This window comes from Nocardia albiluteola (assembly GCF_018860155.1).
GTDB lineage: Bacteria > Actinomycetota > Actinomycetes > Mycobacteriales > Mycobacteriaceae > Nocardia > Nocardia albiluteola.
Genome location: NZ_JAHKNI010000026.1, coordinates 1 through 18339 on the forward strand (window position 1 = coordinate 1; position 18339 = coordinate 18339).

An 18339-nucleotide genomic window follows, 5' to 3' on the forward strand; every position below is an offset into this window, starting at 1 on the left:
ATCGGCGGGCGGCTGGCCAATATCGGCGGCACGGTCGTGGTCGGCGCGAACGGCGCGGTGGAACTGAATTCGCTCACCACCAATCTATTGCGAGTCCAGCCATGACACCGAAACGTCTGGTCGTCGGCATCAGCGGCGCGACCGGGATCGCCTACGGCATGCGGATTCTGGAGCTGGCACGCAAGGCCGAGGTAGAGACCCACCTGGTGGTCACCCCCGCCGGGCAGCTGACCCGCCTGCATGAAACCGATATCAGCGCGGGCGATCTGGCGGCGATGGCGGATGTCACCTATCGCCCGGCCGACGTCGGGGCCGCCATCGCGTCCGGGTCGTTCCGCACCGCGGGCATGATCGTCGCCCCCTGCTCGGTTCGCACGCTGTCGGCCATCGCGTATGCGAACAACGACAACCTGCTCACCCGCGCCGCCGACGTCACCCTGAAGGAGCGGCGCCGCCTGGTGCTGATGGTGCGCGAAACCCCACTCACCATGGCACATCTGCGCGCGATGACCGCGGTCACCGAATCCGGCGGAATCATCATGCCGCCGGTACCCGCCTTCTATCTGGGGCCCGAATCCGTGGCCGACATCGTCGACCACACAGCAGGCCGCGCGCTCGATCTGCTCGGCATCGATGTACCGGATCTGCCGCGCTGGGGCGAGGAATCGGTGCCGAACAACGAAACATTGATGAGCGAGGAAAAATTGATATGGAACACCTGAAGAGCCTGCGCGAGCACATTGCCCGGCTGGAGACCATCGGCGAGATCCAGACCATCGACCACGAGGTCGACTGGCAACTCGAGATCGGCGCGGTGATCCGGCGCTCCTACGATTTGCGCGCGCCCGCACCGCTTTTCACCAATATCAGCGGCTACCAGGGCACCGGGTTTCGGGTGCTCGGCGCACCCGGAGCGTTGAGTGCTCCCGAGCATCAGCTGGCCCGAATCACGATGGCACTGGGGCTGCCGGCCGACGCGTCGGGGCAGGAGTTGATGGAGGCGCTGGTCGCGGCGCGGGAGAAACCGGGCATTCCACCGGTCGAGGTGGACCGCGCCGACGCGCCGTGCAAACAGAACATCATGCTCGGCGACGACATCGACCTGCTGAAGTTCCCCACTCCGTGGATCCACGGCAATGACGGTGGCCGCTATATCCAGACCTGGGGCCTCAATATCGCCCGCACGCCGGACGGTTCATGGACGAGCTGGTCGGTCAATCGCATGATGATCCACGACCGCAACAGCCTGGCCTGTATGTTCGCCTCGGTCCAGCATCTCGGCGTGGTGCACACCGCATGGACCGAAATCGGCAAGCCGATGCCGATCGTCTTGGCGCTGGGAGTGGAACCGGGACTGCCGTTCGTTGGTGGTATGCCGCTGCCCGATCATGTCTCGGAAAGCGATTTCATCGGCGCGTATTTCGGAGAGGGTATCGAGGTTGTCCGCGCCGAAACCGTTGACCTGATGGTCCCCGCGACCGCCGAGATCGTCGTCGAGGGCTACATCAGCCTGGACGAGACGGTCATGGAGGGCCCGATGAACGAGTTCCCGGGCTACAACGCTACCGCCTCCTCACCCAAGCACTTGTTCAAAGTCACCGCGATCACCTATCGCGACAACGCGATCCTGCCCGTTGTGGCCGCGGGGCCACCGGTGGAGGAGGACCACACCTGCACCGCCACGATGCACGGCGCGGAACTGCTCTACCAGCTACGCCAAGCCGGGTTGCCGATCACCTCGGCCTGGCACACCCCCGAGGCCGCCATGCACTGGCTCACGTTGTCGGTGCGTCAGGACTGGCACGAAACCCTCGGTATCTCATCGGCCGAACTGGTGAAACAGATCGCCGATGTCGCCTTCACCGGTAAGGCGTCGGTGAACGCACCGAAAATCCTGCTGGTCGAAGACGACGTCGACATCACCAACGTGAACGAGGTGGTGTGGGCCTTCGCCACCCGCTCGCACCCCGACGCCGAGCGCGGCGAATTCCACTTCCCGCACCGGCTCAGCGACGACCTGCCCGTCTATCTCGACGAGGAAGAGAAGCACACCTACATGGCGGGCAAGGTCATCTACAACTGCCTGCTCGCCGATCTCTACCCCGACGGCAAACGCCCGGTGAAGGGCAGTTTCGAAAACGGCTGGCCCACAGACATTCAAGAACGCGTCCTCGCCAACTGGCGAAACTACGGCTATCGATAGGAACACGAAAATGTATCGCACACTCGCCTTCCTGGCGATTCTCTCGGCAGCCATGCTGGTAGGCCTCATGACCACCTTGCTGACCGTCATGCGCGGGCTGTGGAATCAACAGAGCGAACCCGACGCAGCCCGCAACTTCCAGGACTTCCTACAGCACGCGGGCACCAATCGGGTGCTGTCCACGCTCACCATCATCCCCGTCATCAGCGGCGTCTGGATGGCATTCCTGCACGCGCCGAGCAGCACCGCCAAGGTGTATGCGCTGACCGGCGGCGGGGTCTTCCTGCTGGGCTTCTTCATCTGGACCGCGATCTTCAACCTGCCGATCTACAAGGCCGTCGCCAAGTGGAGCCTGGCCGACGCCACCCCGGCGGACGTCCGCACCCAGATCCGCCGCTTCCACATCTCCAACATCGGCCGCCTCACCGCCGCCCTCGCCACCAGCGTGTTGTTTTTCGTGGCCACGTTCTGATCGACCCCACATCTCGGCCAGCACAGAAAACGGCGGCTACCGCCGCGTCGTCGCCGTGGGGCAAATCCAAGAGTCCGAGAAATCGGCGAGTTCCAGAAAGAAGCACAATCGATGGCGAAGATCGGATTCCTCGGCGCCGGACGGCTCGCTCGCGCGCTGGGCGGCCGGCTCGAAAAGGCCGGGCACATCACTGCTTACGCGGATGTCGACGGTGGACACGAGGAGGCGGTGGCCGGGGCGGATGTGGTGGTGCTGGCGGTCCCGTTCCCGAACGTGGCGCAGGCGCTGGACGACGCACCGTCGCTGGCCGGGCGGGTGGTGTGGTCGTGTGTGAATGCGATGACCGCGGACCTGTCCGGGTTGGCGGTCGGCTTCGACACCTCGGGCGCCGAACAGATCGCAGCCCTGACGCCAGGTGCCCGACTGGTGGCAGCGATACCGCCCTTCGCGGCCCAGATCGCCCGCCCGGCATTCGATTTCGATGAGGATCTGGCCCCGTCGGCATTCGTCTGCGGAGACGACGCGGAGGCCAACCACATCGTCTCCAGGCTACTGAACGATATCGGCGTGCAGGCCGTCGACGCCGGGCCGCTGATCCGCGCTCGCTATGTCGAACCAGCGATGATGCTGATGGTCAACCTGGCCTACGACAGACCGGTGCCACGTCACCTCACACTCCGGTTGCTGGAGCGCACCGGTGCGCCCGAGTAGCCGACATTCTCGAAAGGAACAGCAAGTGGCACTTATTGCACGGTTCATCGTGCTCTGGGATACACCGTCCGATACAGAGGCATTCGACAAGCACTATCGAGAGGTGCACATCCCGCTGTGCAGGCAACTGCCGGGTCTGCGCCGTTACACGTTGTCCCGTAACCCGAATCCCATTGTCGGCGAACCCTTTTATCAGGTCGCCGAACTCGACTGGGACAACATGACCGCGCTGCGTGAGGCGTTCGCCGGCGAGATCGGTTTGCGCACTGCCGCAGACGGTCTCGTGCTCCGCAGTTGGTCGGCCCAGCGCAGCATGGCCATCGAACTGGACGTCCGATACCCCGTGCTCTCGGAAGGATGACCGACCGGCATGACACATTTCAAGAGCCTGCGTGAATTCATTGCCGCCCTGGACGAGATCGGAGAGATCCAGCGGATCGACGCGGAGGTCGACTGGGATCTGGAGATCGGCGCCGTCATCCGCCACTCCTACGATCTACGGGCCCCAGCACCGCTGTTCACGAATATCGCCGGATACCAGGGCACGGGGTTCCGTGTCCTGGGCGCACCGGGCGCGCTCTCGAGCCCGGAGCATCAGCTGGCGCGGTTCGCGATGGCGCTGGGCCTGCCCGCCGACGCGCACGGCCGGCAGATCATCGAGACGCTGGTCGCTGCCCGGAGCCGGCCGGGCATCCCGCCGGTGCCGGTGGATCGCGGCACCGCGCCGTGCAAGCAGAACATCATGCTGGGCAACGACATCGACCTGTACCGGTTCCCGACGCCGAGATTGCACGGCCACGACGGCGGCCGCTACATCCAGACTTTCGGCATGAACATTGTCCGGACCCCGGACGGATCGTGGACGAACTGGTCGGTCAACCGAATGATGATCTCGGACAAGAACACCCTCGCCTGCCTGATCGCCGATACCCAGCACCTGGGCGTCATCCGGGCACAGTGGGCCGCGCTCGGTCAGCCGATGCCGATCGTCCTGGCGATCGGTGTCCAACCCGGACTGCCCTTGGTCGGCGGCATGCCGCTCCCGCAGGGAGTGGACGAATCCCATTACCTGGGAGTGATATTCGGAGAGGGTATCGAGGTCGTTCCCGCCGAGACAGTGGATCTGCCGGTACCCGCGACCGCGGAGATCGTCATCGAGGGCCACATCGCGGTCGACGAGACCGCAATGGAAGGCCCGTACAGCGAATTCCCGGGCTACATCGCCACCGAGGCCACCCCCAAGAAGGCCTTCCACGTCTCCGCGATCACCTACCGCGACGAGGCCATCCTGCCCGCGGTGGTCGCCGGACCACCGACCGAGGAGAACCACGTCATCATCGGCACCACCAGTGCCGCCGAGATCTGCTACGAGCTGCGCGCGGCCGGTCTGCCCATCTCGTCGGCCTGGTACAACACCGAGGCCGCGCTGCACTGGCTCACCATCGGCGTCGCAGCGGACTGGCACGAGACCACCGGCATGGGCTCACACGAGCTGATCGACGAGATCGCCGCGGTCATCTTCCGTGGCAAGCCCAGTGTCCACGCCCCCAAGACCCTGGTGGTCGAGGACGACGTCGACATCACCCGGATCGACGAGGTGGTGTGGGCGTTCGCGACCCGATCCCATCCCGACCTATCGCGCGGGGAATTCCACTACCCGCCTGCGCTGTCCGACTCGCTGGCGATCTACCTCTCCGACGAGGAGAAGCACAGCTTCCGGACCGGGAAAGTCATCTACAACTGCCTGCTCGCCGACCTGTACCCCGACGGGCGACCGATCAAGGGCAGTTTCGAAAACGGCTGGCCCCAGGAGATCCAGGACCGGGTCCTGGCCGACTGGCAGAAATACGGGTACCGATGATGCCGACGACGACACCCCATCGCGTAGTGATCGTGGGTTCCGGGTTCGGCGGACTTTTCGCCGCCAAGCGGCTCCGCCGCACCGACGTCGAGGTGACGCTCATCAGCGAAACCACCTCACACCTGTTCCAGCCGTTGCTGTATCAGGTTGCCACGGGAGTTCTGTCGGCAGGCGAGATCGCCCCGGCCACTCGGCTGATACTGCGCAGACACTGGAACACCCGGGTACTGCTCGGCACGGTCGTCGACATCGACGTCCACGCGGGCACGGTCGCCTCCCGGCTCGGGGAGCTCGAGACGGTCACCTCGTTCGACAGTCTCATCGTGGCGGCGGGCGCCGAGCAGTCGTACTTCGGCAACGACCAGTTCGCTGCCTACGCCCCGGGCATGAAATCCATTGATGACGCTCTCGATCTGCGGGCACGCATCCTCACCGCGTTCGAGCGGGCCGAACTCACCGAGTCGACGGAAGAACGCGATCGGTTGCTGACCTTCGTGCTGGTCGGCGGGGGGCCCACGGGCGTCGAATTGGCCGGTCAGATCAGCGAACTGGCCGGCCGCGCGCTCAACGGCGCCTTCCGGCGGTTCGATTCGAAACAGGCGAAGGTGGTCCTGGTCGAGGGCGAATCCGAGTTGTTGCCCACAATGCCCGCGAAGCTGAGACTCGCTGCCCTGCAACGGCTCACCCATATGGGCATCGACGTCCAGCTGAGCACCAGGGTCACCGACGTGGACGAGGCCGGCGTCACGGTGCGGGACGCCGACGGCACCTCCCGCCGGATCGAGGCCGCGAACAAGGTGTGGACGGCCGGTGTGCAGGCCGGCCCACTGGGCAAGCTACTGGCCGAGCAGTCCGACGGCACCGAGGTGGACCGTGCGGGCCGGGTCATCGTAGAACCGGACCTGACCATCAAGGGATTCCCCGATGTGTTCGTGATCGGCGACCTGATGTCGGTGCCAGGTGTACCGGGGTTGTCGCCCGCGGCCATCCAGAGCGGCACCTACGCCGCCGAACGCATCCGTGCCGGGCTCGCCGGTGAAGATCCCGCGCAGCGAAAACCGTTCAGGTACTTCGACAAAGGAAGTATGGCGGCGGTATCGCGCTTCGATTCCCTCGTGCAGATCGGCCGACTCCGATTCGGTGGCGTACTCGGCTGGCTGATCTGGCTCACCGTCCACCTCTACTACCTGGTCGGCTACAGCAACCGACTCGTCACGGTGGTCTCGTGGTCCGCCGCCTTCCTCGGCCGCCGCCGAGGCCAGACGGTGGTCACCCGGCAATGGGCACTCGCCGGTGTGCCCGAACCCGCGCGAACCAGCGCAGGCTCTGCCATTCCGACAAACAGTTAGGCATAGATCAATGACAACCGAGTTTTCTCGCGAGCTCGATCCCGCACTGCTGTTCATCGACGGTGAATTCCGTTCGGGCGCAAGCGGTGACATCGTAGACGATATCGATCCCAGCACCGAGGACGTCATCTGCACGGTGGCGCAGGCGACGTCCGAGGACGTCGATACCGCGGTCAGCGCCGCCCGGCGCGCCTTCGAGTCCGGGCCGTGGCCCGCGCTGAGCCCGAAGGAACGCGGCAAGCTGCTGATCCGCATCGCGGCCGCGATCGACGAGCGCGGCGACGAACTGGCCCTGCGGGAGACGCTCGACGTCGGCAAGCCGTTCGCGACCACCGCCCGCGACGACGTCGCCAACGCGGCCGACCTGCTGCGCTACTACGCCGGACTGGTCGAGCAGCTCGACGGATCCGCCCGGCCGGTGGGCGGCGATTCGCTGGCCTACACCCGCCGGGAACCGTTGGGTGTGGTGGGCGCCATCACCCCGTTCAACTTCCCGTTGAAGCTCACGATGAACAAGGTCGCCCCAGCGCTGGCGGCCGGGAACACGATCGTGCAGAAGCCCGCGAGTACGACGCCGCTCTCGGCGATCAAGCTCGCCGAGATCATGCACGACGCGGGCCTGCCCCGCGGTGTCTACAACGTCGTTCCCGGGCCCGGCCGCACGGTCGGTGATGCGATCATCAGCCACCCGGACATCGACAAGATCGCCTTCACCGGCTCCACCGCCGTCGGCAAGCATCTCATCGCCGCCGGTGCGGAGACGCTCAAGCGGGTCACAGTCGAGCTGGGCGGCAAGGGAGCACAGATCATCTTCGACGATGCCGACCCCGAGCGTGCGATCGAATCCGCGTTCCGCGGCGCGTTTTTCAATACCGGGCAGTTCTGCATGGCGGGCAGCCGGTTGCTGGTGCAACGCTCGATCTACGACGAGATCGTGGACGGCTTGGTCACCCGGGTGGAGAGCGCCGTGATCGGCGACCCGTTCGACCACGCCACCGAGCTCGGCCCACTCGCGCACAAGGCCCAGCTCGACAAGGTCGTCGAGTACGTCGGGATCGGCAAGGCCGAAGGCGCTGTGCTGCGCACCGGCGGCGAGGCCGGATACCGGGGATGGAACGGTCGCGGCTATTTCCACCAGCCGACCGTCTTCGCCGACGCCACCCCACAGATGCGGATCAGCCAGGAGGAGATCTTCGGGCCGGTGCTCACCGTGATCCCGTTCGACACCGAAGACGAGGCCATCGCCATCGCCAACGGTACCTCGTACGGACTTTCCGCAGGCCTGCACAGTCGCGATCTGCACCGGGCGCATCGCGTCGCGGCCAGGCTGCAAGCCGGAATCGTGTGGGTCGATACCTGGGGTGTGCTGCAGTCGAACACGCCGTTCGGCGGCTACAAGGCTTCCGGTTACGGCCGCGAGCTCGGCCCCGAAGCGCTCGAAGAGTACCTGCAATACAAGACCGTCTACCTCGGCCTCGACTGAGCACCCGACCACGGCAGCGATCAGGCCCGCAAGACACTGATCGAGGAACTGGTCGCCGACATCACCCGCACCCCTCCCCGTGCCCAGGGCGATCAGCAGGTGGCTCTTGCCGGTGGCTGATCACAGTATGCCCGGACAAACTGGGCCGAGCTGACCGGCTGGCAACCCTCGTCGACTGGGGTCTGGACCAGTCGATCAACTGATTCCTGCTCGCAGGTCTCGGCCATAGAGTGTCGAACAGATCGATCCCGTGGATCCTGTGACCCAGGTCCGACTGAAAGGCGTTGCACCATGGCAATTCTCGGCATTCTCGATGTCGTCGGCATCACCTCCGAGCAGTACGACGCGGTCGTCGACCGTATGGGCGTCGAGGGCCATGCCCTCGGCAGCATCTACCTCCACTTGGCCGGGCAGACCGAGGAGGGGATGCGGATCGTCGAAATCTGGGACGACGAAAACGAATTCGTGCGATTCCTCGACAGCACCCTGTTTCCTGCGATGGCAGCGGTAGGGGTGGAGGAGAAGCACACCATCACCGTGTTGCCTCTCCGCAATGTGTTCACCCCTAGGCTCAATGACCTGCCCGGCCTTAGCCGCCACGCCCACCCGGCCTGAGCAGATAGACGAGAGGTTAGGAAGGGCACATGCGTTTCACTACATTCGCTCGACGGGTGGTCCCACTCGTCGCGGTATTGGCCGCGGGCACGCTGCTCGCGACATCCTGCTCGTCGTCGCACGAGGCCGCACCGGCGAAGCCCGGTGCGTTCCCCGGGTTCGAGGACGGGACCGTCGACAACGATGGGATCACCGTTCACTACGTGAAGGGCGGGCAGGGGCCGGCGATCGTGCTGCTGCACGGGTGGCCGGAGGACCTGCAGGCCTTTCAGAAGGTCGCGCCCGATCTGGCCAAGGACCACACCGTGGTCGCGGTGGATCTGCCAGGCTTCGGTGATTCGGGGTTCGCCAAATCAGACAACGGCTATCAGGCTTTGGCCGTCGCAGGCGACGTACACGCGGTGGCACAGAAACTGAACCTCGGCCGCTTCGACATCATCGGCCACGACTGGGGCGGCGCGATCGGCCTGGCATATGCCGCCGAATACCGTTCCGACGTGGCGCATCTGGCGATTCTCGAGGCCCCGCCGACCGGTGACTACCTGAACCAGGTGCAGGCCAAACCCGGGACCTTCTGGTGGGATTGGCTGGCCAACGGCCCGAAGGGCGATCTGGCCGACCAGCTCATCGATGGCAAGGAGTCGACCTTCTACGGCTCTTTCTACCGGGAGGCCGACGGGGCCATTGGCAACTCCGAGAGCGACGGGCTGATCGCGGCGTACAGCAAGCCCGGCCGCACCCATGCCGGTCTCGAGTACTTCCGCCAGCAGGACGCCGGTGAGAAGGCCGTCGATGCGCTCATCGCCAAGGACGGCAAGATCACGATCCCGGTCCTCGGCATCGGCGGCGAGCACAGTATGGGCGCGAGCGTCGGCACGCTGACCGGCCATGTGGCCGAGCATGTCACCACCGATGTCGTGCCCAATGCCAATCACTGGGTGCTGGAAGAAAATCCGGCCTATGTGCTCAACAGCGTGCGGAACTTCCTCGAGAGTTGAGATCTTCGGCGCACGCGTCCAGGATGCGCCCGAATACATGGGAGACATTGGGGTCGCCGACTGGTGATCGCGCGAAACATCGGCAGCGCAGTCGTGCTGCGGACTGAAGTCAGGAAGTCGAAGGCAGACAATGAAGTTGCGCACGGGTGCCGCAATCGCGGCGATGACCATCTCCACTCTGGGTATCACGGCGGGAACGGCCGCCGCCGAACCGGTTGCCGATACCCCGGACATCCACTTCCAGACCACGCCCGCCGGCCGATCGGTGGTGCTGACCGCCGACGCCGGCACGCTGACAGTCGCCGACAACCATCTGCAATTCATCGACCGGAGCGGAACGACCGTTGCCACACTGCCACTGGCGTATCTGCGTGGTGCCGACGACCTGCCGATCGCGGCGCAGGTCGAGGGCACGACTGTCACGCTGACGCCCAGCACCGACCTCGCCGACGCCCGACCGGTCGAGTTGGGTGTTTCGGCGCCGCCGATCATGCAGGTGCGCGAGGAGCGCCGGTAGCCTGCGAACCGCCAAAACGGCAGGTCACTCCTTCGGTATCACCGTGCGTGCGCCTACCGGCTTGATCCGGAGCGTCGGTCCTTCGGCTGTGGGATGGTTCGGGTTGATTAGCGTTAGGACCACAAAACGGCAAAACCGCAGTTCAACGGCCTGCGGCTTTGTTGTATATGTGTAGTAATCCGAACCGTTTTCGTGCTTCAGCGCGCATAGCCGAGGCGTGTCGTGCACAAGCTTCTGGATGGGCTCGTGGCTGTCGTCGCTCGCTGTCGATGGCGGAAGTCGGCGATGGCACAGCCAGCGCAGACGGATGCTGGGCTGCGTCGTCGGGGTCGGTCGGTCGGGCCGTACACGCTGCACTCGTGCGCTGGCCATAGCTGCAACGAGTAAGCGCTCATGCCGAATATGGGGAGTGTCTACGGGTGTGCTTCGTTATGCCGTCAGCTCCATGAGCTTGACCACCGTGTTCCAGTTGCGGCTGGTGCCAATCAGATCATCTTCCAGCCTTCTCCTGGAGAGTCGTTCGGCCAGCTTGGAACGCCCGATTCCATTGGGTGCGAGCAGATACAGCACCCGATCCCCGAGCTGAAACTTCTCCGGGAGATAGTCGGCGCGATCGATGTCCGCGTACCGCGACTCGTCGACAGGTCGGGAGAAGAACGTGCAATGCAATTGCCGAGCCGCGACGTCGGCGGCTACGAAAGGGCAGGCGTCCACAATTTTCCTCAGGAAACCGTGGTCTCGTACGATTACATCGGTTTCGAACCCGAAGTGCCCGGTCAAGGCACGCGTGAGCTCTGCTGCGAGCCGGTCGCCGTCGCGCGAGTCGTCGAAGACCGCCTGTCCGCTCTGCAGATAGGTGCGCACGTCACCGAGCCCGAGCCCGGTGAGAACCATTCGCAGTTCCGCCATCGACATCCGTCTACCGGCCACGTTAACGCCACGCAGCAGCGCCGCATACCTCGTCACTCGGAAGAGTTTAGGCTGGTGCACTGTATTGGCTCCCATATCGGGTTCCCTGTAGTTCTCGTTGAAATCCGGTGGACTAAGGATCGTGCTACGTGGTACATGAGCGCAACAGAATGCCTGGTCACGCGGATCGCGCCTAATGCAAAAAGCTCCAGACCGATTCCTGCAGGCGATGCAGGTATGCGCTAACGACTGGCCCATCCCCGATGATTGAGACCGGCCCTGTCGTCAGTACCGTTGGCGCTGGACGACGCCGGTGATCAAGGAGTAGCAGTGCCATCGTGGTTCATCCCAGGGGCTCCTGGCTGGACGAGTCGGAATCTGCCGACCCGGCCCAGACCAGGCAGCGACTGGCCGCCCGGCTCGCTCCGGCAGCCAGCCGGATCTGGACGGTGCGGCGGCTCGACGAGGCCCCCGCGCTGGGCCTGGCGGAGGTGGTCGGCGGCGGCCCGGTGCCGTGGCTGTCGTGGATGCTGCGTCGCTCGCACTGGCGCCAAGGGATCATGGGCGAGGCTGTGGCCACCGTCGTCGAGCACCTCATCGCTGTGGAGGGAGTCCCGCTGCTCGAAGCCTGGACCAACGCTACCGTGCACCGTCGCACACCAGCTCGACAGTCCTCGCGCGCGACAGTGGACAGCCAAGGCAGGACACTGCCGCGCGGCACCTTCCCTTTAGGCCTGCAGCGAGCGCCGGATCGACGGTGCTCGGGCCGCGCCCAGTAGCCTGGCTCCTCATGCGGTTACTGGTCCTGGAGGACGACCCCGAGCTCGGCCCGGCGATCGCCCGGGGCCTGCGCGAGGTGGGTTTCGCGGTCGATTTCGCGTTCGATCTGGCCGACGCCGACGTCAAACTCGCCGTCAACACCTACGACTGTTTGATCGCGGACCGCATGCTGCCCGACGGTGACGCGCTCACCCTGCTGGCTGCTCAGCGCGCAGCGGGATCGACTCTGCCGATCTTGCTACTGACCGCGCTGGACGCGGTCACCGACCGGGTCGCCGGGTTCGAGCACGGCGCCGACGACTACCTGGTCAAACCTTTCGCGTTCGCTGAGCTCAACGCGCGGGTGCGGGCCCTGTGCCGTCGCGGTCACCCTGCTCGGCTCCCGCAGCTGCGTGTCGGTGACCTCGAGCTCGACCATCCACGCCGGCGGGTCCGGCGAGACGGTGTGCTGCTGGCCCTCACAGCGAAGGAGTTCGCGGTCCTGGAGGTCCTGATGCTGCGGGCCGGGGAGGTGGTCACCCGCAGCGAACTCATCGAAAGCTGTTGGGATGAGCTCACCGAACCGCTGTCGAACGTCGTCGATGTCCTCATCGGGCAGCTGCGCCGCCAGCTGGGCCCGCCCGAGCTCATCGTGACAGTGCGTGGTGCGGGGTACCGCATCGACGACCCGGCTACCGGCCAGTGAACACCCGCCCATCTGCCGTCGCGCGGCTGCATCGCGTCCGATGGGTGATGACCCTGCTGTTCGCCGCCACCACAGCTCTGTGTCTGCTGGTGCTGGCCACCATCGCGGTCCGCACCGACAGTCATTCGCGCACCAGCGATCTCGACAACGCGGTCAGCCATCGCGCCGACGGTCTGGCCCGCACCCTGTTCTACGACGCGCAGGGCACGCTACGGCTGGACTCGTTGTCGGAGGACGAACTCGCCCGCAGCGCGGAAATGCTCGCGATCCTGCAGACATCCCCGAATTCCGGACCGCAGATCCGCTCCGCCTACCCCGTCCCCGCTGCCCTGCCCGGGCAAGGCGAACTCGAGAAGATCTGGCAGGAAGTCCAGCACGATCAGGAGACCGTCCTGGTCGCCGCGGCTGCCGCTGATGGGCGCGAGTATCGGTGGGCTGCGGCCCCGGTCTGGGATGAGGACAGTATCGGCGCCCTCGTGCTGGTCGGAGCCGACCCGGCACACAGCCAGGCCGATCATCAGCGGCTGATCCAACGGCTGAGTCTGGGTTGCGCCGCGCTGGTGCTGCTGGCCGCCGTCGTGGGTCATCTGCTGTCCGGGCGTGCGATGCGACCCGCCCTGCGGGGGCTCGAGCAGCAGGAACAGTTCCTCGCCGAAGCCGCTCACGAACTGCGCACACCGCTGGCGACCTTGCGCCTGGTGGTCGAGCACGGCAGCGGTTCACCGCAACGGGCACCCGCAGCCCTGAGCGAGGCCCTGGGGCTCATCGATCGACTGGGCCGACTCGTCACCGGGCTCTTGGCGCGCGCCCGCGTGGAATCGGGCACCCAGGACGTCGAGCTGACCCCGCTGCGCCTGGACCAGCTGGTCCGCCAGACCATCAGGGAACTGCCCGACTCCACCGGGATCACCGTCACCACCGAGCCGGTCATCGTCGACGGGGATCCCGAGCTGCTGGCCCAAGCGGTCCGAAACCTCGTGGAAAACGCATTACGACACGGCCGGGGCACGCCGGTCGAGGTGAGGGTCACCGCGACCCGGGTGCAGGTCCGCGACCACGGGCCGGGGGTGCCGCCGCAGGACCGGACCCGGGTATTCGAGCGGCGAGTCACCGGGGCGGCGAGCACCGGTACCGGTCTGGCGATCGTCGCCTGGGTGGCCGGGCTGCACGGCGGCACCGCCCGCATTTCCCAGGCACCCGGCGGGGCCTCGGTAGAGCTGCTGCTGCCCGAACGCGCAGGCCGTTGACCTGGACTGCCGGGCCTCATCTTCATCTCATGTGGCACCAGGCAAGGTGAGACTCATGTCCACCTTCCGACCCGGCCTCACCTGGAGCCTGCGCTCCACCACCCTTCTGGCAGCCCTCACCCTCGGCATCACCGCCTGCACCCTGCCCGCCGACGGGACCGGTCCCGAGGAAGACCCGGCCGGCACCCGCCCGCCCGCGATCCGGGTCAACCAGGCCGGCTACGCCGTCGGGGAAGCAAAACAGGCCTTCGTGATGGGCTCGGAAGCAGAACTGAGCCAGGCCGGCTACCGGCTGGTGGACGAGCAGGGCACCACCAGGGCCACCGGTCAGGTCGGCGCCCGCACCGGCACCTGGAACAGCAAATACCCGGCCGTGCACATCGTGGACCTCTCCAGCCTCGACACCCCGGGCAACTACCACCTCGAACTCACCGGCACCGCAGCAGGCAGCTCCCCGAAATTCCGCATCGCTCCCGCCGCGGACCTGTTCACCCCACTCATCGAGGACAACGTCCACTTCTTCCAAGCCCAGCGCGACGGCGCGGACGTGATTGCCGATGTCCTGCACCGCAAGCCCTCCCACCTGGCCGACCGCCACGCCACCGTGTACGACGCACCTCGATACGACGAGGAAGGAAACGAGCTGCTCGACGCGGCGCTGACCCCGATCGGCGGACCCACCGACGTGTCGGGAGGTTGGGCCGACGCCGGTGACTTTCTCAAGTTCACCCACACCACCGCCTACAGCACCGCCGACCTGCTGCTCGCCCAGCGCACCGCACCGCACGCCGCGGGCCTGGCGCAAGAGGCCGGCCAGGGCGTGGCCTGGTTGGACAAGATGTGGGACGGCCCGACCGGCACCCTCTACGCCCAGGTCGGTATCGGTGCGGGTAACGACAACGTCCGCACCGACCACGACAGCTGGCGGCTACCGGAGACCGACGACGAACTGAACGTACAACCGGGCGACCCGGACTACCTGATCAAGAACCGGCCGGTATTGCGAGCGAACGAGCCCGGCGCACCGATCAGCCCCAACCTGGCCGGCCGCATGGCCGCGGTATTCGCGCTCGCGGCGCAGAACAGTGCTCACAGCGACCCGGTCGCCGCCAAGTCCTGGTTGGACAAAGCCGCCGCCGTCTACGCGAAGGCGAACACCGACCCCGGCGACACCTTGGTCACCGCGTTCCCCCGCAACTTCTACCCCGAGGACTCCTGGCAGGACGATATGGAGTTCGGTGCCACCGAAATGAGCCTGGCCGCCACAGCATTGGGCGACACACGCGCCACCGACTGGAAGCAGCAAGCGACCCGGTGGGCGGCGCAGTACATCGCCTCCGACACCAAGGGCACCCTCGGAGTCGCCGACGTCAGCGCCCTCGCCCACGCCGACCTGCTCGCAATCCTGCACGCGGACAACGAAAACGGCGCGAACCTGCAGGACGACCTCCGCCGACAACTCGACGACGGGGTCAACCGGGCCGCGAAAGACCCCTTCAGAGCAGGGGCGGTGTACACCGACTTCGACTCTGTACCACACACTTTCGGCCTCGTCGCCACCGCGCGGCTGTACCGCAACGCCACCGGCGACCACCACTACGACGCTTTCGGTACCCAGCAGCGCAGTTGGGCGCTGGGCGCGAACTCCTGGGGTAGCACCTTCATGATCGGCGCCGGTGAGGTCTACCCGCACTGCCCAGAACATCAAGTGGCCAACCTCACCGGCAGCCTCACCGGCAGCCTCGACGGCACCGGTGACATCCTGCGCGGCGCGGTCGTGAACGGCCCGAACGCCGCAGACAAGCTCGACGAACTCAACACGTTCCCGACGATGAAACGTTGCGCGTCCGATCCCGGTGCACCCTGGACCGATTTCGACGGGCACAAAGCCCGATTCCTCGACGACGTGGGCGCCTGGCAGAGTGTGGAACCCTCGATCGACTTCACCTCGACCGCCATGCTGGCCTTCGCCCTGTCACAGAGTTGACCGCTCACCGACGGCCAGCGGAACGTCCGCAACTAGCCGCTGACCGCGCGGAACGAGACGGCCATGCCGAGCTCTTGAAGATCAACGGACAGAGATCATCTCGGATGCCAGCGGGTCGGGCGATATGCGGAATCGCAGCAAGACCCGGCCCGGCCTCACCGGCTCGAACTGGGCGGAGGAATACCGCAGCAGACGAATAACTACCGTCCGCCAGGTGCGGTGCGGGGCAATTGGGCGTCGGCGAAGACGATCTCGGTCCTGAAACCCAAGACGCCTGCGGTTTACTGCAAGTCGATCCAGATCAAGGTTCCCAAGAACGATGCCGATGGAAATCCGTATTTCGCAGAGGAACCGGAATGGTCCTACAGCAGCGCGAACTGGGAACCCAGCAACATCGCCGATCCCGGAGATGAGGGCGAAGACTCCGGAGCTCAGTACTGGCGGAAAATCTTCACGCCGCTAGAAGCGGGAAAACCCTTCGATTCGCAATTCGATATCGGTCTGAAAGGCGCGGTGAGCAATACGGGACCGCTCGCCTGCGAGGTGATCGAAGTTCGGCAACCAGCGCCACCGCGAAACCCGTACTCAGAAAACGCACGTTCACTCTCGGTGTCGAGCCGCAAACCCTCTACGTCAACAATTTCCTCGCATTCGGACACGGCGGCCCAACGGTACCGAAAACCACGTTCCAATCCGACGATCCCATCGGACTCGCCTGGGAAAGCAACGGCACCCACTTCGTGATCTACGACGGCGCCGGGAAAGTCGTCTTCGACGACTCCAAAACCGAATGCATCCTGCCGGCAAAAACCGTCAAAAACGATACCACCTACACTCTGCGCGCCACTCTCACCCCCGGAAAGAAACCGTTCCCGAACAATTTCGAACCCATCTACCAATACGCCACCGTCGCCGTCACAATCGAGAACCCCACCCTCACCGGCCTCACCGTCACCGGCGACACCCAACTCCAGAGCCAACTCACCGTCACCGGCGACACCCAACTCCAGAGCCAACTCACCGTCACCGGCGACACCGAACTCCGGGAAGACCTTACCGTCACCGGCGACACCGAACTTCAGAACGACCTGACAGCTGATAGGGACCTGACAGTCACGGGAATGCTTACCGTTGCCGGCCAAGCTTCGATGCAAAATGGCCTCGACGTCAACAAATTCCTCAGACGGGATTCTAGAGATGTTATGAGTCATGGCAAGTATCAACTAATCAACGATCGTTACAGCCCAGAACTCTGTCTATTCCGCGAGTACAACGGGACAGTATCCTTGCAAACTTATGACGAGAGCAGACAGGAGGGATTCGTTTGGTATCTCCGGTATAGCGGTAATCCGGACCAATAATTATGGCATCCGGCTAGTTGTGGTTCCCGCGTCGGCAGCAACCCACCGGCACGCCACCATTAGCTCGGATCTCTCGTGGGGGCTGGCGCGTTGGCCTGACGGTGGCGACGAAGACTCGTCGGGGTAGCCCAAACGCCTTGCGGCGCTTGGGCCCCCTCGGAATCGGACGCGCCCGCTTTCCAGGCATCTCGGCTCAAGCAAGCCTTTCAGGGCGTTCGAGATGGCAGAATTCCCGTTCGGATAGTTGGGAATCGAGAGGAAAGACTGTCGAACCGTGCGGTATGCATGCCGATTGCGGCACAGCCTGTAGAGTACGGCCGTTCCCACACGTCACGCGTTTTCGATGGGGGACAACCCATGGCGATCAGTGACTCCGACATCCCATCTGAAAAACTCAGTCGCATGCTGCAGGTATGCCTGAACGGTGCCCGAACCCGCAACGAATTCACATCTCTCCCGGTGACCCCTGACGAGCTGGCGGCAGCGGCCCGGGACGCGGTTCGCGCCGGAGTTATGGACATTCATCTGCACCCCAAGGACTCCGCCGGGCACGACACCTTGGAGCCCGACCATGTCGCTGCCGCGGTGACGGCGGTGCGCGCAACAGCGCCGGGCGTCCGTGTCGGTGTGACCACTGGTGCGTGGACCACTCAGCACGCCCACCAGCGTCTTGCCTTTGTGCGCGGGTGGACCGTGCTGCCTGATCACGCCTCGGTGAACTGGCACGAGGACGGTGCCGTCGCGGTCGCAGAGACGCTGATGGCCAGGGGAATCGGGATCGAGGCCGGGATCTGGTCCGGAACCGATTCCGCCCGGCGGTTCCTCGACTGGCCGCATGTCCACCGGGTCCTTCGCGTTCTGGCTGAAGTCACCGACACCGACCCGTTCACCGCCCGCCAGACAGCCGCCGTTCTCCTGGACACGTTGACCGCAGTGACCGATGTACCGATCCTGCTTCACGGAGAGGACAGCGCAGCCTGGACGATCCTGGCCATGGCCGCAGCACGGGGCCTGGATACACGGATCGGCCTCGAGGACGTGCTTCACCTACCCGACGAGTCCCCAGCCGAGAGCAATGCCAGCTTGATCCGGGCCGCTCGTCACATCATCGGCCGGGCAGGCGGCCAGTCTCAATAACCGGCCGTGCTGTCATCGCGCCAC

19 protein-coding genes are annotated in these 18339 nt (G+C 65.3%); 18 read left to right on the plus strand and 1 reads right to left on the minus strand.

The window, feature by feature from the left end; genetic code table 11:
• Nucleotides 1-101: 101 nt before the first annotated feature.
• The 11 genes from KO481_RS40710 to KO481_RS40760 all read left to right on the plus strand — a co-directional run bounded on the left by KO481_RS40710 (nucleotide 102) and on the right by KO481_RS40760 (nucleotide 10209).
• Nucleotides 102-722: a UbiX family flavin prenyltransferase gene (locus KO481_RS40710; RefSeq protein WP_215923911.1), complete on the plus strand. Its 621-nt coding sequence runs from the start codon at nucleotides 102-104 to the stop codon at nucleotides 720-722.
• A complete protein-coding gene (locus KO481_RS40715) occupies nucleotides 710-2203 on the plus strand; it encodes a UbiD family decarboxylase (protein ID WP_215923912.1) in 1494 nt (497 codons plus the stop codon). The genes KO481_RS40710 and KO481_RS40715 overlap by 13 nt, the downstream gene beginning before the upstream one ends.
• A gap of 10 nt (nucleotides 2204-2213) precedes the next feature.
• A complete protein-coding gene (locus KO481_RS40720; protein ID WP_215923913.1) occupies nucleotides 2214-2675 on the plus strand; it encodes an anthrone oxygenase family protein in 462 nt (153 codons plus the stop codon).
• A 111-nt stretch (nucleotides 2676-2786) separates the two neighbouring features.
• Entirely contained in the window at nucleotides 2787-3386 is a 600-nt protein-coding gene (locus tag KO481_RS40725) for an NADPH-dependent F420 reductase (protein ID WP_215923914.1), read from the plus strand.
• Between the two features lie 25 nt (nucleotides 3387-3411).
• On the plus strand, nucleotides 3412-3747 hold the full coding sequence (locus KO481_RS40730; protein WP_308166976.1) for an EthD family reductase: 336 nt from the start codon (nucleotides 3412-3414) through the stop codon (nucleotides 3745-3747).
• A gap of 9 nt (nucleotides 3748-3756) precedes the next feature.
• A complete protein-coding gene (locus KO481_RS40735; RefSeq protein ID WP_215923915.1) occupies nucleotides 3757-5247 on the plus strand; it encodes a UbiD family decarboxylase in 1491 nt (496 codons plus the stop codon).
• Complete coding sequence (locus KO481_RS40740; protein ID WP_215923916.1) at nucleotides 5244-6596, plus strand: NAD(P)/FAD-dependent oxidoreductase; 1353 nt, start codon at nucleotides 5244-5246, stop codon at nucleotides 6594-6596. The genes KO481_RS40735 and KO481_RS40740 overlap by 4 nt, the downstream gene beginning before the upstream one ends.
• Before the next feature lie 10 nt (nucleotides 6597-6606).
• Nucleotides 6607-8079 carry an aldehyde dehydrogenase family protein gene (locus tag KO481_RS40745; protein WP_215923917.1) on the plus strand — a complete coding sequence of 491 codons (1473 nt, stop codon included), beginning with the start codon at nucleotides 6607-6609 and terminating at the stop codon, nucleotides 8077-8079.
• A gap of 291 nt (nucleotides 8080-8370) precedes the next feature.
• Nucleotides 8371-8694, plus strand: coding sequence for a hypothetical protein (locus tag KO481_RS40750; protein ID WP_215923918.1), 324 nt, complete (start codon nucleotides 8371-8373; stop codon nucleotides 8692-8694).
• 29 nt (nucleotides 8695-8723) lie between these two features.
• Complete coding sequence (locus KO481_RS40755) at nucleotides 8724-9692, plus strand: alpha/beta fold hydrolase (protein ID WP_215923919.1); 969 nt, start codon at nucleotides 8724-8726, stop codon at nucleotides 9690-9692.
• A gap of 130 nt (nucleotides 9693-9822) precedes the next feature.
• Nucleotides 9823-10209: a DUF8020 domain-containing protein gene (locus KO481_RS40760; protein ID WP_215923920.1), complete on the plus strand. Its 387-nt coding sequence runs from the start codon at nucleotides 9823-9825 to the stop codon at nucleotides 10207-10209.
• 429 nt (nucleotides 10210-10638) lie between these two features.
• Here KO481_RS40760 and KO481_RS40765 read toward each other — a convergent pair whose 3' ends face one another.
• Nucleotides 10639-11175 carry a DUF1697 domain-containing protein gene (locus tag KO481_RS40765; RefSeq protein ID WP_215923921.1) on the minus strand — a complete coding sequence of 179 codons (537 nt, stop codon included), beginning with the start codon at nucleotides 11173-11175 and terminating at the stop codon, nucleotides 10639-10641.
• 281 nt (nucleotides 11176-11456) lie between these two features.
• Here KO481_RS40765 and KO481_RS40770 point away from each other — a divergent pair, with 281 nt between their 5' ends.
• The 7 genes from KO481_RS40770 to KO481_RS40800 all read left to right on the plus strand — a co-directional run bounded on the left by KO481_RS40770 (nucleotide 11457) and on the right by KO481_RS40800 (nucleotide 18315).
• Nucleotides 11457-11897, plus strand: a complete 441-nt coding sequence (locus KO481_RS40770; protein WP_215923922.1) for a GNAT family N-acetyltransferase — start codon at nucleotides 11457-11459, stop codon at nucleotides 11895-11897.
• 11 nt (nucleotides 11898-11908) lie between these two features.
• Entirely contained in the window at nucleotides 11909-12583 is a 675-nt protein-coding gene (locus KO481_RS40775; RefSeq protein WP_215923923.1) for a response regulator transcription factor, read from the plus strand.
• 47 nt (nucleotides 12584-12630) lie between these two features.
• The gene (locus tag KO481_RS40780; protein ID WP_245402244.1) at nucleotides 12631-13830 is read left to right on the plus strand and encodes a sensor histidine kinase; all 1200 of its coding nucleotides are present in this window, start codon (nucleotides 12631-12633) and stop codon (nucleotides 13828-13830) included.
• 55 nt (nucleotides 13831-13885) lie between these two features.
• On the plus strand, nucleotides 13886-15817 hold the full coding sequence (locus KO481_RS40785) for a glycoside hydrolase family 9 protein (RefSeq protein ID WP_215923925.1): 1932 nt from the start codon (nucleotides 13886-13888) through the stop codon (nucleotides 15815-15817).
• Between the two features lie 219 nt (nucleotides 15818-16036).
• The gene (locus KO481_RS40790) at nucleotides 16037-16561 is read left to right on the plus strand and encodes a hypothetical protein (RefSeq protein ID WP_215923926.1); all 525 of its coding nucleotides are present in this window, start codon (nucleotides 16037-16039) and stop codon (nucleotides 16559-16561) included.
• The gene (locus KO481_RS40795) at nucleotides 16558-17178 is read left to right on the plus strand and encodes a hypothetical protein (protein ID WP_215923927.1); all 621 of its coding nucleotides are present in this window, start codon (nucleotides 16558-16560) and stop codon (nucleotides 17176-17178) included. The genes KO481_RS40790 and KO481_RS40795 overlap by 4 nt, the downstream gene beginning before the upstream one ends.
• A gap of 285 nt (nucleotides 17179-17463) precedes the next feature.
• Nucleotides 17464-18315, plus strand: coding sequence for a 3-keto-5-aminohexanoate cleavage protein (locus KO481_RS40800; protein WP_245402236.1), 852 nt, complete (start codon nucleotides 17464-17466; stop codon nucleotides 18313-18315).
• The last annotated feature ends 24 nt before the right edge of the window (nucleotides 18316-18339 follow it).